Genomic DNA, 13,071 nt, shown 5'->3' with positions numbered 1-13,071 from the left:
GGAACTGTTGCGTCCCCGACCCTTGCGTACCGGCGGTAGCAGTCATAAGACTGCACTCAGAACTAGAACGCGTACTAGTTCCACGTGACGTCGACCGGCAAGGGTGCCGGGACACCCCCGCCGGGCGAGGAGAGGACGAGCTCATGGCCGCGGAACCCGTCATCGTCGAAGCCGTACGCACTCCCATCGGCAGGCGCGGAGGCGCCCTCGCCAATCTCCACCCCGCCTACCTCCTCGGCGAGACCTACCGTGAACTCCTCGGCCGCACCGGCATCCACGCCGACTGCGTCGAGCAGATCGTCGGCGGTACGGTCACCCACGCCGGCGAGCAGTCCATGAACCCCGCCCGCACCGCCTGGCTCACCATGGGCCTCCCCTACGAGACCGCCGCCACCACCGTCGACTGCCAGTGCGGATCCTCGCAGCAGGCCAGTCACATGGTGGCCAACATGGTCGCCGCCGGCGTCATCGACGTCGGCATCTCCTGCGGCGTCGAGGCCATGTCCCGGGTGCCGCTCGGCTCCGGCTCCAAACACGGACCGGGCAAGCCCTTCCCCGACGAGTGGAACGTCGACCTGCCCAACCAGTTCGAGGCCGCCGAGCGGATCGCCCGCAACCGCGGTCTCACCCGCGAACGGGTCGACTCCCTCGGCCTGCTCTCCCAGGAGCGCGCCGCCGTCGCCTGGTCCGAGGAGCGCTTCAAGCGCGAGACCTTCGCCGTCCAGGTCCCGACGACCGAGGAGGAGCAGGCCGCCGGGCAGGGCATGTGGCGGCTCGTGGACCGCGACGAGGGGCTGCGCGACACCAGCATGGAGGCGCTGGCCCGGCTCAAGCCGGTCATGCCGACCGCGATCCACACCGCCGGCAACTCCTCGCAGATCTCCGACGGCGCCGCCGCCCTCATGTGGGCCTCCAAGCGCATGGCGCGCGCCCTGAAGCTGCGGCCCAGGGCCCGGATCGTCGCCCAGGCGCTGGTCGGCGCCGACCCGCACTACCACCTCGACGGGCCCATCGACGCGACCCGCGCCGTGCTCGGCAAGGCCGGCATGTCGCTCAGGGACATCGACCTCGTGGAGATCAACGAGGCCTTCGCGTCGGTCGTGCTCAGCTGGGCGCAGGTCTTCGACCAGGACCTGGAGAAGGTCAACGTCAACGGTGGCGCCATCGCCCTCGGCCACCCCGTCGGCGCGACCGGCGTCCGGCTGATCGCCACGGCCCTGCACGAGCTGGAGCGCACGGACAGGGAGTTCGCGCTGATCACGATGTGCGCGGGCGGTGCGCTGGCGACCGGGACGATCATCCAGCGACTCTGACGATCACCTAGCGGTTCCAGGGTCTCTCTCCCGGATCCGGGAGGGCTCGCGCGCGCGAAGGCGGTGCGGGAGGCCGCCGGGGAGCGGTGCGGGCCGCCCGGGCGTGGTGCGGGTCGTCCGGAGACGGCGCGGGCCGTCCGTGAGCACTGCGAGGATGCCCGGGCAGCGCCGCGAGAGCGTCCGGGAGTGCCGTGAGAGCGCCCGGAGCGCCGCGCGGTCGTCCGGAGACGCCGCAGGCCCCGCCCCTCCGAGAGGAGGGCGGGGCCTTGCGAGGTCTGCGGATGCGCGGGCCGGCCGTGCGGCAGGGTTCGGCTCAGTACCAGCCGTGGGTCTGCCAGAAGGCCCAGGCGTCGTTCGGGGAGCCGTAGCGCTCGTTCATGTAGTCGAGACCCCACTTGATCTGCGTGGCGGGGTTCGTCTTCCAGTCGGAACCGGCCGAGGCCATCTTCGAGCCCGGCAGGGCCTGGACGAGGCCGTAGGCGCCGCTGGAGGAGTTGGTGGCGGTGTGGTTCCAGCCGGACTCGTGCTCGACGATCTTGCTGAAGGAGGCGAACTGCGCCGGCGGGACGATCTGGCGGGCGATCTCCTGCTCCGTGGCGGCCGAGGCCGAACCCGTCGAGCCCAGCACCGCGCCGGAGGCGCCGAGGAGCACGGCGGCGGAGACGGCGAAGGTCTTCTTGCGGGAGTTGACACGAGTGGCGATCGAGCGGAACAAAGCGTCATACCTAACGTCGGGGGCAAAGGTCGCGCCAGGCGGTTTCGGCATGCCGGAACCAGAGCCCGGGAGTCCCGGGAACTGGGGGGAACCGGCCTGCCGTGGTGCTGCGCTGAGCACCGGCTGCCTGGCGACGTCCACCAGACAAACAGGCCCGGCGGGGCGATGCAACGACCCCCTGTACGAGGAGGGTTCGGACCGGGCCCGGAGGTCCCGCTCCCGGTCCCCCGCCCGTTTCCGCAGGTCAAGTCGGCGTATGGGGTGATTTGACCGGCTCGTCCGGTCTCCTATTTCGCTTCGTAAGTGACCTGGGTCCTATGAGGCGCCTCACCCCGGAGGCCCCTCTCCGGGGGGTCGAATGTGACCTGGGCCTCGAAGTTCGCCCGCCGGGTCGCCCGCCGGAGCGCCTTCAGGAGGGCGCCGCCGACGGTCAGGGTGAGGACGACCGTGAGGACGGCGCGGCCCAGGTCCCAGCCGAGCGAGGTGGCGGCCACGAAGGCGAGGAAGCGCACCAGGTTCTCGTGCGCCGGCTCCCCGGGCCGGAAGGAGATCCCCTCGCCGATCCCGCCGACGGTGACCCAGCCGTACAGATTGGTGACCGTGCCGTACGCGAACGCCGCCACGAAGCCGTACGCCGACAGCATCAGCAGCTCGGCCCGGCCCCGCACGCCCTGCGGCAGCAGCCCGGCGCCCATCGCGAACCAGCCCATCGCCAGCATCTGCGTCGGCATCCACGGCCCGACGCCGCCCGTGAGCAGCGCGGACGCGAACATCGTCACCGCGCCCAGCACGAAGCCGAAGCCCGGCCCGAGGACCCGCCCGCTGAGCACCATCAGGAAGAACATCGGCTCCAGGCCGGCCGTCCCCGCCCCCAGCGGCCGCAGCGCCGCCCCCACGGCGGCCAGCACCCCCAGCATCGCCACCGCCTTCGCGTCCATGCCGCAGTCGGCGATCGTCGCCACGACGACGGCGATGAGAAGGGGCAGCAGGAGGGCGAAGAACCACGGCGCGTCGGCGGCGTGGTCGGTCAGCGCGGAACCGGCGTCCGCGAACAGGGGCCAGCCGATGGCGACGAGCCCGACGGCGGAGACCAGGACGAGAGCGGCGACGGAGCGGGGACCGAGCCGGATCGGCCTGCCGGCCGCCCTCACCGCGCACCCGCCAGGACGCTCTCCACCTGTTCGACGGTGAGCCAGGGCTCCGGCGCCAGGATCTTGGCGACCTGGGGGGAGAAGGCCGGCGAGGACACGACGACCTCGGCCGTCGGGCCGTCCGCGACGACCTCACCGCCCGCGACGATCACCACACGGTGCGCGAGCTCGGCGGCCAGCTCCACGTCGTGCGTGGCGAGCACGATGGCGTGCCCGTCGGCGGCGAGACGGCGCAGGTGCGTGACCAGACGGGCCTTCGCCGCGTAGTCGAGACCCCGGGTCGGCTCGTCCAGCAGGAGCAGCGGCGGGCGGGCGGTGAGGACGACGGCGAGCGCGAGCGCGAGCCGCTGCCCCTCCGACAGGTCGCGCGGATGGGTCCCGTCCGCGACCCCCGGGAGCAGCTCCGACACCAGCGCCCGGCAGCTGCCCGGCGCGGCCCCGGCGTCGGCGTCCGCCGCGGCGCACTCGGCCGCGACGGTGTCCGCGTACAGCAGGTCCCGCGGCTCCTGCGGGACCAGCCCCACCTGCCGGATCAGCGTGCGCGGGTCCGTGGTGTGGGGCACGAGACCGGCGACGCGGACGGTGCCGGACGTGGGCGCGATCATGCCGACGAGCGTGCCGAGCAGCGTCGACTTCCCCGCGCCGTTGCGTCCCATGAGCGCGACGGTCTCCCCGGCCCCGACCCGCAGGTCGACGCGCCGCAGCGCCTCGACCCGCCCGCGGCGGACGGCGAGGCGCTCGGTGTGGACGAGGGGGGCGGCGGGGGCTTCCGCGGGCGCGGGTCCGCCGGGGCGGCGGCGCCGGCGGAGCCGGAAGGGCCCCCGGCTCCGCCGCGTCCCGTCCCCCGGGCCCGGTCCCGGACCCCGGAGGGGCGCGTCATCGGCCGCCGGGCCCGTGGCCGCCTCGGCGCACGGGGCGTCGGAAGCGGCGCCCACGGCCCTCCGGGCGGACGCGGCAGCGACGGCGAGGCCGGCGGCCCCCGAGGCGGAGGTGGCTTCGGCGTCCGGCGCGGAGGTGGCTCCGCGCCCCGAGGCGGGGGCTTCGGCGTCCGGCGCGGGGGCGACTGCGGCCCCCGAGGCGGAGGTGGCTCCGGGCCCCGAGGCGGAGGCGTCGGCGTCCGGCGCGTCGGTGGCCCCCGGGGCCCGGGCGGCGAGGCGTTGCCTCAGGGGGGCCGCCGCGCGGCGGGCGTCGCGGACCGTCAGGGGGAGGGGGCGCCAGCCGGCCAGCCGGCCCAGGGCGACCACCGGGGGGTGGACGGGGGAGACGGCCATCATGTCGCCGGGCGGGCCCATCGTGCCCTCCGGCAGCAGGAGGACCTGGTCCGCGTACTGGACCACGCGCTCCAGACGGTGCTCGGCCATGAGGACCGTCGTGCCCAGGTCGTGGACCAGGCGCTGCAGCACGGCGAGGACGTCCTCGGCCGCCGAGGGGTCGAGCGCCGACGTCGGCTCGTCGAGGACGAGGACCTTGGGGTGCGGCGTGAGGACCGAGCCGATCGCGACGCGCTGCTGCTGGCCGCCGGACAGCGTCGCGATCGGGCGGTCGCGAAGCTCGGCGAGGCCGAGCAGGTCCAGCGTCTCCTCGACCCGGCGGCGCATCACGGAGGGCGCGAGGCCCAGGGACTCCATGCCGTACGCGAGTTCGTCCTCGACCGTGTCGGTGACGAAGTGGGCCAGGGGGTCCTGCCCCACCGTGCCCACCAGGTCGGCGAGCTCGCGCGGCGGGTGGCTGCGCGTGTCCCGCCCGTCGACGGTGACCCGGCCGCGCAGGGTGCCGCCCGTGAAGTGCGGGACGAGTCCGGACACGGCACCGAGCAGGGTCGACTTGCCGACACCGGACGGCCCCACGAGCAGCACCAGCTCGCCCTCGGGCACGGTCAGGTCGAGGTCCTTCAGCGTGGGCCCGGCCTCGCCGTCGTAGGTCACCGACACGTTCTCGAAGCGGATCACGGGCGCGGACTCTCCTTGGGTACGGGGGCCACGAAGGCCGGAAGCAGGCCCAGCAGCACGGACACGGCCGGCCACACCGGCAGCTCGGGCGCCTCCAGGGGGACGACCCCGGGGTGCATCGCCCCGGGCACGGCCGCGCCCGTCACGATCACCAGGACGGCGACCGCGACTCCCGAGCCGGCGACCAGCCACGCCCGCACGCCCCACCGGTCCGGCCGGTAGCGGGTGCGCACCGTCCGCCGGCCGCCCAGCCGCAGCCCGGCGACGGCCGTCAGGAGGCCGGCCGCCAGCAGCGGCAGCCCGTACCCCGAGCCCTCGGCGGCGAGCAGCCCGTACGACCCGGCGCACACCCCGAGCAGCCCGCCGAGCGTCAGGACACCGGTCGTGCGCCGTACCGCCGGCGGCACCTGTGCCGTACGGCCGTATCCGCGCGCGTCCATCGACGCGGCCACCGCCACCGAACGTTCCAGGGCCCCTTCCAGGACCGGCAGGCCGATCTGGAGCAGTGCCCGCACCCCTCCCGTGGGGCGGCCGCGGAGCCGGCGGGCGGTGCGCAGGCGCACCACGTCGGCGACCAGGTTCGGCGCGAAGGTCATCGCGACGACGACCGCGACCCCGGCCTCGTACAGCGCGCCCGGCAGTGACTTGAGCAGCCGCGCCGGGTTGGCGAGGGCGTTCGCCGCGCCGACGCAGATGAGGAGCGTGGCCAGCTTCAGCCCGTCGTACAGCGCGAAGACCAGCTGCTCGGCGGTGACGCGACCGCCGATCCGGATGCCCTGCGTCCAGTCGGGCAGCGGTGCCTCGGGCAGCGTGAAGAGCACGTGGAAGCCGGGGATCGGCGAGCCGAGCAGCAGCGAGAAGACCATGCGCAGCGCGACCACGAAGAGGCCGAGTTTCACGAACGCGCCGTACGAGCGGGCCCAGGGAGCGTCGGTACGGCGGGCCGCGACGACGTAGCCCGCGACGCCGATGACGAGACCCAGGAGCAGGGGGTTGGTGGTGCGGGAGGCGGCCACGGCCAGTCCCAGTGCCCACAGCCACCAGGCCCCGGGGTGCAGGGCGTTGGAACGGCTCGCCTCGGGCGCGCGAAGAGGCGTGCGAAGAGGCGTGGAAAGAGGTGCGCGAGGGGGCGTACGAAGAGGTGCGGGACGGCGGGCGGCGGCGGGGCGTCCGGGCAGCTCGCCGCGTCCGGCCGTCCGGCACGGCGGGTGAGTCGCGCCGGCCCGTACCGTCCTCACGTCACGCCCGTACGGCCCGGTCCCCGGCGTCGGTCCGTGCTCGGTCGTCATCCGCGACGACGACGGGCCCGCACGACGCCGGCCGTCCCGAGGAGCACCACCGCGGCGCCGCCCACGACGAGACCCGCGGACGGGCCGCCGGAGCCGGATCCGGCGCCCGAGGCGGTGCCCGCATCCGTGCCCGTGCCGGAGGCGGCCGACGCGGACGGCTTCGCCGTGCCGCCCGGCTGCTCCTCCGGCAGGGCGACCTGCTCGCCGCAGCCCTTCGCCGGGTAGCCCGCGATCCCGCACAGCAGCGCGTTGCCGTCGTAGCGCAGCGGCTTGGCGACCGCCGCGAGCGCCTCGGCGGCGGTGGCGTCCTCGCGCAGCTCGGGGCAGCCGGTCCTGAGCACCGGCTGCGGCGGGTTCTCGCCGGGCGGGGCGTCCGTCGGGCCGCCGAAGTCGACGACGACCGCGACCCGCTTCGTCCCGTCCTTCTTCTCCACGTCCTTGCAGACCGCGGCGAAGTCCGGTGCGGTGGTGGGCCGGCTCGCGTCGCTGGAGTCCTTGCTGACCGCGAAGCGGAAGCCGATGACGTCGCCGTCGGCGGGCCGGGCGGTCGCCGGGCCCTGGGTGGCGTAACCCCACTCCCTGCCCTGGTTCTCCCAGAAGGACCAGTAGCGGTAGCCCGCGGCCTCGGCCGGCGCCGCCACGGCGAGCGCCAGGAACACGGCGCCCAGGCCCGCGGCGAGCCTGCCCGACGCGCGCCCGCCCGTCGGCCTGCGCAGCGGGCTCACTTCTTGCGGCCGCTCAGGAGGAAGCCGATGCCGACGCCGACGACCATGCCGATGCCGATGATCCACCACACGTCGAAGCCGGACTCGTCGTCGTCGGCACCGGCGGAGGCCTGCGAGTTGTCGGGCGCCTTGGGGGCGGGGCCGGTGGCGTTCAGCTGCTCCAGGAGATCGGTCTTGCCGAAGCTGCGCGGGTCGGTGTCCATGGCGTGCGCCGCGAACACCAGCTGGGCGTAGGCCGCGGGGCCGCTGGACCTGGCCCAGTCGGCGGAGTGGTTCTCCAGCCAGGTGAGCGCGCCGGTGGCCTCCTTCTTCGCCCCGGCGGCGGCGAGCGCCACGACCGCGTCGGCGGTGTTGCCGTAGTCGGGCAGCTCGGCGGTCTCGGCGGCGCCGGGCATCGGCGGGGTGGTGAGGTGGCCGGTCTTGGCGAGCTGCGCGGCGAGGTAGGAGGCGCCGTTGAGGGCGGCCCGCTCGGCGCTCGGCTTGGGCAGGTCGGTGCAGGTCGGCGGCTGCTCGGGCTGCGCGCCGCGGGCGGTGATGCCCTTGCCGAGCCCGGCGAGGGTCGCGGCGGCGGTGGCGTCGGCGTTGGCGAGGAGCTTGCCGGTCTTGTCGGGCTGGTAGGCGAAGGCGCCCGCGCCGCCGTCCTTCTCGGTGCAGGGCAGCGCGAAGGTGAGCAGCGCGTCGTACGGGTTCTTGCCGGCCGAGGACCGCACGTCGGCGGGCCGCTGGCCGGCGACGACGAGTGCGCTGACGACGATGGAGGTCGAGTTGGCGTCGCTGGGGCCGCCCGGGACGTAGCTCCAGCCGCCGTCCTTGTTCTGCACGCTCTTGAGCCAGGCCGCGCCGGCCCTCGCGACCTTGGCGACCTGCGCCGGGTCGGCGGACTGGCGCTCGACGGCGGCGAGCGCCTGCACGGCGACGGCGGTGGCGTTGCTGTCGAGCATGGTCCTGGCGTCGCAGGCCTTGGCGGGGTCGGCGCGGTACGAGGCGAAGGCGCCGTTCGCGCACTGCTGGCCGAGCAGCCAGTCGACGGACCGGTCCGCGGGCTGGATGCCGGAGCTCCGCTGGGCGAGGAAGGCCAGCGACTGGCGCCAGACGCCGTCGTAGGTCGGGTCCGTGGTGCCGTAGAGCCCGGCCGGGATCTTGGCGGGCGAGGGGGTCGGCGAGGGCGCGGCGGCGGCCACTCCGACGGCGGTGGTGCTGAGCACGGCACCGGCCGCGAGTGCGGCGGCGGCGCGGCGAACGCTGATCATGGGTCCCTCTCTGCGGGCACCGGACACCGGCACCCCGGGGGGCCAGCCTCCGGCGCCGTATTCCTCGACGGTGCCGGCGCTCACGTCCCGTACCGGGCATTCCGACTCGCCACCCTGGAGGGCGGCTCACGGCTGCGGGTCAGTGCCGGATTCCCACCGGCTTCCCCCTGTACGGGCATGACGACGACCGCCGAGTCTACCGGCCGGCCTCTCGCGCCTCCCGGAGCCGTACGTCACACCGGGCGCCGGCGCAGGGGCACGGCGCCCCCGACCGGCGCCCCCGCGCCCCGCCACGAAGCCCCCCGCACGCCGCCCGTGCGCCACGGGCCGCCGCCCGCCCTGGGTGCCGGGGACGACCGATGCCCGGTCCGTCCGCGTCACACCGCCACGTACGTCACCGGGTCCGTCCCCGCCACCGGCTCCACGCGGCCCAGCTTCACCAGGCGGCGGACGTGCGCCTCGGCCTCGCTGACGGCGATGCTGCGGGAGCCGTGCGGGATGCGGTCCCAGGGGCGGTTCCACTCCATCCGTTCGGCGAGCTGCCACGGGGTGAGCGGGGTCGCGAGCAGGCCGAGCAGTCCGGCGAGGCGCTCCTCGTGGTGGGCGAGGAGCGCGCGGACGCGGCCGGCCGCGTCCGCGAAGGCGTGCTGGTGGGCGGGGAGCACCTCGGCGACGCCGAGCCGGCCGATGCGTTCGAGGGAGTCCAGGTAGTCGCCGAGGGGGTCGGTGACGGTGGAGTCGTCGGGGTCCTCGTACAGGCCGATGTGCGGGCTGATCCCGGGCAGCAGGTGGTCGCCGGAGAAGAGCCGGCCGTGTCCGGGCAGCCCGGCCGGGTGTTCCTCCTCCAGGTGGAGGCAGACGTGGCCGGGGGTGTGGCCGGGGGTCCACACGGCGCGCAGGCGACGGCCGGCCAGGTCGAGGCGTTCGCCGGGCACGATCTCGCGGTCGGGCAGGGCGGAGCGGAGGCCGGGCAGGGTCCGCATCCGCCCGCCGGCGGCGCGCGCGGCGAGCAGCGGGGCGGTGTGCTCGTCGGGGGCGCCGACGGCGGCGAGCTTGCGGGCCAGGTAATCGAGCCAGGTGCCGGGTTCGGCCTCGCGGGTGCGGCGGACGACGGCGATGTCGGCGGCGTGCATGGCGATCCAGGCGCCGGACTCCTCCCGCACCCGGCCGGAGAGGCCGTGGTGGTCGGGGTGGTGGTGGGTGACGACCACCCCGTGCACGTCCCGCGCGCCGATGCCCAGCACGCCCAGACCGGCGGTGAGTTCCGCCCAGGAGGCGGGGTCGTCCCAGCCGGTGTCGACGAGGACGGGGCCGCGGTCGGTGTCGAGGACGTGGACCAGGGTGTGCCCGAGGGGGTTGTCGGGGATGGGGACGCGCAGGGACCAGACGCCTCCGCCGTGCTCGGTCACCGTCTCGGTCAGCTGCGTCATGAGCGCCCTCGTCTCTGCGTACCGGTACGGCCGCAGCCCACTATAACGAGAACTGACGTACCGTCAGGCTGCTCTGTGACGCTTGTACTTCGCCGCCGCCGTCCGGGGCGCCGGCCTCACCCCGAGCGTGGCGGGCGTGGGCCGGGTGAGGCGGGGAGCGGCGGGGCCGGGCTCAGTCGATGCGCTGGCAGACCGGTACGGGCAGCCGGGGCGACCACGTCTGCGTCGTGCGGTCGTACGCGCGGGCGTAACCGTTGTTCCCGGGGGCGCACGGCGAGCTGACGTTGGTCTCCACGTAGATCGCGCCGCCGGGGGTGATCGCGTGCGTGTGCGCGATGACCGTCTGGCGGAACATGATCGTGCCGTTGTTGAGCTTGATGTAGAGGGTGACCGGGCCGCCGACGGTGAAGTTGCCGCCGCCGATCTTCAGATGCCCGTTGAAGGTGTACGAGAAGAGGAAGGACGCGGGGGCCTTCGTCGTGACGGAGACGCTCTCCGGGGCCGCTGCCGCGGGTGCCGCGGAGGCGGGTGCGGCGGTCGGGGCGGCGAGGGCGACGGCGGCCACGGACGACACCGCGAGGGCCGTGATGCGCCGTGCCCGGTGCGGATGCGAACGCGCGAGGGTACGCATGGCTGCTCCTCAGGGGGTGGGGGGAGCGGCGACGGCAGGGCCGGAGTGTGCACGGTCCGCGGGTCGTTCCGCTCCTTCTCCCAGTCTAGGACAGGGGTGTCCACCTCGCCCGCCGTCGTCGGGCGGTGTGGAAGTCTGGCCAAGCAGAACTAGAACTGGTATCAGTTCTGAAACACAGTCAGATATCGGAGTCGACGCGTGGTTCCGGGAGGCAGTCGGTCATGACCGAGCTTGTGGAGCACGGAAAACTGTTCATCGGCGGCGAGTTGACCGACCCGCTCGGCGACGGCGTCATCGAGGTGATCTCCCCGCACACCGAGGAGGTCATCGGGCGCGTCCCGCACGCCGCCGAGGCCGACGTCGACCGGGCCGTCGCCGCCGCCCGGCGGGCCTTCGACGAGGGGCCGTGGCCGCGGATGCCGCTGGAGCGGCGGATCGAGGTCGTCGGGCGGATCAAGGACGCGATCGCCGTGCGCCACGAGGAGATCGCCCGCTCCATCAGCGCGCAGAACGGCTCCCCCTTCTCCTGGTCGGTCCTCGCCCAGGCGCTCGGCGCCATGATGGTCTGGGACTCGGCGATCACCGTCGCGCGGGAGTACGCGTACGAGGAGCGGCGCTCCGGCGTGCTCGGTCCGCTGCTCGTGCGGCGCGAGCCGGTCGGGGTCGTGGCGGCCGTCGTGCCGTGGAACGTCCCGCAGTTCACCGCCGCGGCCAAGCTCGGTCCCGCGCTGCTGGCCGGCTGCACGGTGATCCTCAAGCCCTCGCCGGAGTCGCCCCTCGACTCGTACATCCTCGGCGAGATCGCGGCCGAGGCCGGTCTGCCGGAGGGCGTGCTCTCGATCCTGCCCGCCGACCGCGAGGTCAGCGAGTACCTGGTGGGGCACCCCGGGGTCGACAAGGTCTCCTTCACCGGCTCGGTCGGCGCCGGCAAGCGCGTCATGGAGGTCGCGGCCCGCAACCTCACCCGCGTCACCCTCGAACTCGGCGGCAAGTCCGCGGCCGTGATCCTGCCCGACGCCGACCTGGAGGCGGCCGTCGCCGGGATCGTCCCGGCCGCCTGGATGAACAACGGGCAGGCCTGCGTCGCCCAGACCCGGATCCTCGCGCCGCGCTCCCGGTACGAGGAGATCGCGGAGGCCTTCGCGGCGGCGGCCGGCGCGCTCGTGGTCGGCGACCCGCTCGACCCGACCACCCAGGTCGGCCCGCTGGTCGCCCGGCGCCAGCAGCAACGCTCCCTCGACTACATCGGCATCGGCCAGGCCGAGGGGGCCAAGGTCCTCACCGGCGGCGGCCGTCCGGCGGGCCTGGAGCGCGGCTGGTACGTCGAGCCGACGCTCTTCGGCGGGGTCGACAACTCGATGCGGATCGCCCGGGAGGAGATCTTCGGCCCGGTGATCTGCCTCCTGCCGTACGGCGACGAGGGCGAGGCGCTGCGGATCGCCAACGACTCCGACTACGGCCTGTCCGGCAGCGTCTGGACGGGCGACGTCGAGCACGGCGTCGACTTCGCCCGCGGCGTCCGCACCGGCACCTTCAACGTCAACACCTTCAGCCTCGACATGCTCGGCCCCTTCGGCGGCTACAAGAACTCCGGCGTGGGACGGGAGTTCGGCCCCGAGGGCCTCTCCGAGTACCTGGAGCACAAGATGATCCACCTCCCGGCGGGCTACGAGGGACCGGGGGCGGGCTGATGGGGGACCGCTGGCACGTGGAGGTCGACCGGGGCGTCTGCATCGGCTCCGGCATGTGCGTCAACCACGCCCCGGACGGCTTCCGCCTGGACTCGGCACGGCAGTCCCATCCGCGCGAGGCCGAGGCGGACGCGAACGAACGCGTCCTGGCGGCCGCGGAGGGCTGCCCGGTGGAGGCCATCTCGATCGCCCTGGCGGGCGGCGGCGAGCCGGTGTTCCCGCCCGAGGAGTAGCCCCCGGGTGGCGCACGGCCCGCCGACCGCGGAGTCGCCCGCCGGCGTGGACGACGCCCGGTGCACCGGTTCCCTTATGCAAAACTACTCCCTTGATCACGGGGGCAAGAGGCCTTCGTGCGCACGGGATTCGGGAGTGTTGTGCGCAAGGCGAAGTGGTTGGCCGCGGCTGCGGGTGTGGTGTTCCTCGTCGCGGGCTGCGGGAGCAACGGCGGTTCGGACAAGGGCGGTTCGTCCGCCACGACGGGCGGCTCGGCGTCGGCCGGTTCGGGCGGCGGCTCGGAGGCGGGCGGCGAGGACCTCACCGCCGAGGCCGTGAAGACGCAGATCGAGACCGCGGCGACCGGCGCCGGCTTCGTCCAGGACGCCACCGGCGACCCGGTGCCGGCGGGCCTGGAGAAGTGCATGGTCTCCTGGACGGCCGACGCCGAGAAGGCGGCCGACCCGAAGAAGTCCTACACGGACACGGTGGGCGCCCTCGCCAAGGACGGCTGGAAGACCGGTCAGAACTTCTCCCAGGGTGGCTCGACGATCAAGACCCTCACCCAGGGCACCTGGCAGCTGAAGGCCAGCGACCACAGCATGGGCGCCCTGAAGATGGTGATGTTCATCGCCAGCGACGCCACGCCCGAGTGCGAGGCGCTGTTCAAGGCCGACCTGGAGAAGAACAAGAAGTCCTGACGTCAGCGGCGCC

At 74.4% G+C, this 13,071-nt stretch carries 12 protein-coding genes and 1 riboswitch; of the genes, 4 read left to right on the top strand and 8 right to left on the bottom strand.

Features of this window, described 5'->3' with window-relative positions; all coding sequences use genetic code 11:
• Window positions 1-143 precede the first annotated feature (143 nt).
• Window positions 144-1,313, top strand: a complete 1,170-nt coding sequence (locus ACGF1Z_RS08580) for a steroid 3-ketoacyl-CoA thiolase (protein WP_393001388.1) — start codon at window positions 144-146, stop codon at window positions 1,311-1,313.
• A gap of 313 nt (window positions 1,314-1,626) precedes the next feature.
• On the opposite strand, the gene ACGF1Z_RS08575 is transcribed toward ACGF1Z_RS08580, so the two are convergent.
• The 8 genes from ACGF1Z_RS08575 to ACGF1Z_RS08540 all read right to left on the bottom strand — a co-directional run bounded on the left by ACGF1Z_RS08575 (window position 1,627) and on the right by ACGF1Z_RS08540 (window position 10,453).
• On the bottom strand, window positions 1,627-2,028 hold the full coding sequence (locus ACGF1Z_RS08575; RefSeq protein ID WP_393001386.1) for a transglycosylase SLT domain-containing protein: 402 nt from the start codon (window positions 2,026-2,028) through the stop codon (window positions 1,627-1,629).
• 287 nt (window positions 2,029-2,315) lie between these two features.
• Window positions 2,316-3,179 carry an ECF transporter S component gene (locus ACGF1Z_RS08570; protein WP_393001384.1) on the bottom strand — a complete coding sequence of 288 codons (864 nt, stop codon included), beginning with the start codon at window positions 3,177-3,179 and terminating at the stop codon, window positions 2,316-2,318.
• Complete coding sequence (locus tag ACGF1Z_RS08565) at window positions 3,176-5,128, bottom strand: ABC transporter ATP-binding protein (protein ID WP_393001382.1); 1,953 nt, start codon at window positions 5,126-5,128, stop codon at window positions 3,176-3,178. Before ACGF1Z_RS08565 ends, ACGF1Z_RS08570 begins: the two co-directional genes overlap by 4 nt.
• On the bottom strand, window positions 5,125-6,417 hold the full coding sequence (locus tag ACGF1Z_RS08560) for an energy-coupling factor transporter transmembrane component T (protein WP_393001380.1): 1,293 nt from the start codon (window positions 6,415-6,417) through the stop codon (window positions 5,125-5,127). Before ACGF1Z_RS08560 ends, ACGF1Z_RS08565 begins: the two co-directional genes overlap by 4 nt.
• Window positions 6,414-7,142, bottom strand: a complete 729-nt coding sequence (locus tag ACGF1Z_RS08555; RefSeq protein ID WP_393001378.1) for an SCO2322 family protein — start codon at window positions 7,140-7,142, stop codon at window positions 6,414-6,416. The genes ACGF1Z_RS08560 and ACGF1Z_RS08555 overlap by 4 nt, the downstream gene beginning before the upstream one ends.
• Entirely contained in the window at window positions 7,139-8,392 is a 1,254-nt protein-coding gene (locus ACGF1Z_RS08550; RefSeq protein WP_393001376.1) for a prenyltransferase/squalene oxidase repeat-containing protein, read from the bottom strand. Before ACGF1Z_RS08550 ends, ACGF1Z_RS08555 begins: the two co-directional genes overlap by 4 nt.
• Before the next feature lie 94 nt (window positions 8,393-8,486).
• A riboswitch (cobalamin riboswitch) is annotated at window positions 8,487-8,561 on the bottom strand.
• Between the two features lie 208 nt (window positions 8,562-8,769).
• Window positions 8,770-9,822, bottom strand: coding sequence for an MBL fold metallo-hydrolase (locus ACGF1Z_RS08545; protein ID WP_393001374.1), 1,053 nt, complete (start codon window positions 9,820-9,822; stop codon window positions 8,770-8,772).
• A 172-nt stretch (window positions 9,823-9,994) separates the two neighbouring features.
• Entirely contained in the window at window positions 9,995-10,453 is a 459-nt protein-coding gene (locus ACGF1Z_RS08540; protein WP_393001372.1) for a hypothetical protein, read from the bottom strand.
• A gap of 221 nt (window positions 10,454-10,674) precedes the next feature.
• Here ACGF1Z_RS08540 and ACGF1Z_RS08535 point away from each other — a divergent pair, with 221 nt between their 5' ends.
• From ACGF1Z_RS08535 to ACGF1Z_RS08525, 3 genes are all read left to right on the top strand, one after another.
• Complete coding sequence (locus ACGF1Z_RS08535; RefSeq protein WP_393001370.1) at window positions 10,675-12,144, top strand: aldehyde dehydrogenase; 1,470 nt, start codon at window positions 10,675-10,677, stop codon at window positions 12,142-12,144.
• Entirely contained in the window at window positions 12,144-12,377 is a 234-nt protein-coding gene (locus tag ACGF1Z_RS08530; RefSeq protein WP_393001368.1) for a ferredoxin, read from the top strand. Before ACGF1Z_RS08535 ends, ACGF1Z_RS08530 begins: the two co-directional genes overlap by 1 nt.
• Window positions 12,378-12,536: 159 nt before the next feature.
• Window positions 12,537-13,058: a hypothetical protein gene (locus tag ACGF1Z_RS08525; protein WP_393001366.1), complete on the top strand. Its 522-nt coding sequence runs from the start codon at window positions 12,537-12,539 to the stop codon at window positions 13,056-13,058.
• The last annotated feature ends 13 nt before the right edge of the window (window positions 13,059-13,071 follow it).

The sequence above is a fragment of the Streptomyces sp. NPDC048018 genome, from assembly GCF_043202995.1.
Lineage (GTDB): Bacteria > Actinomycetota > Actinomycetes > Streptomycetales > Streptomycetaceae > Streptomyces.
The sequence above is the reverse complement of the archived record's forward strand: the minus strand, read 5'-3'. Positions and strand labels throughout refer to the sequence as shown.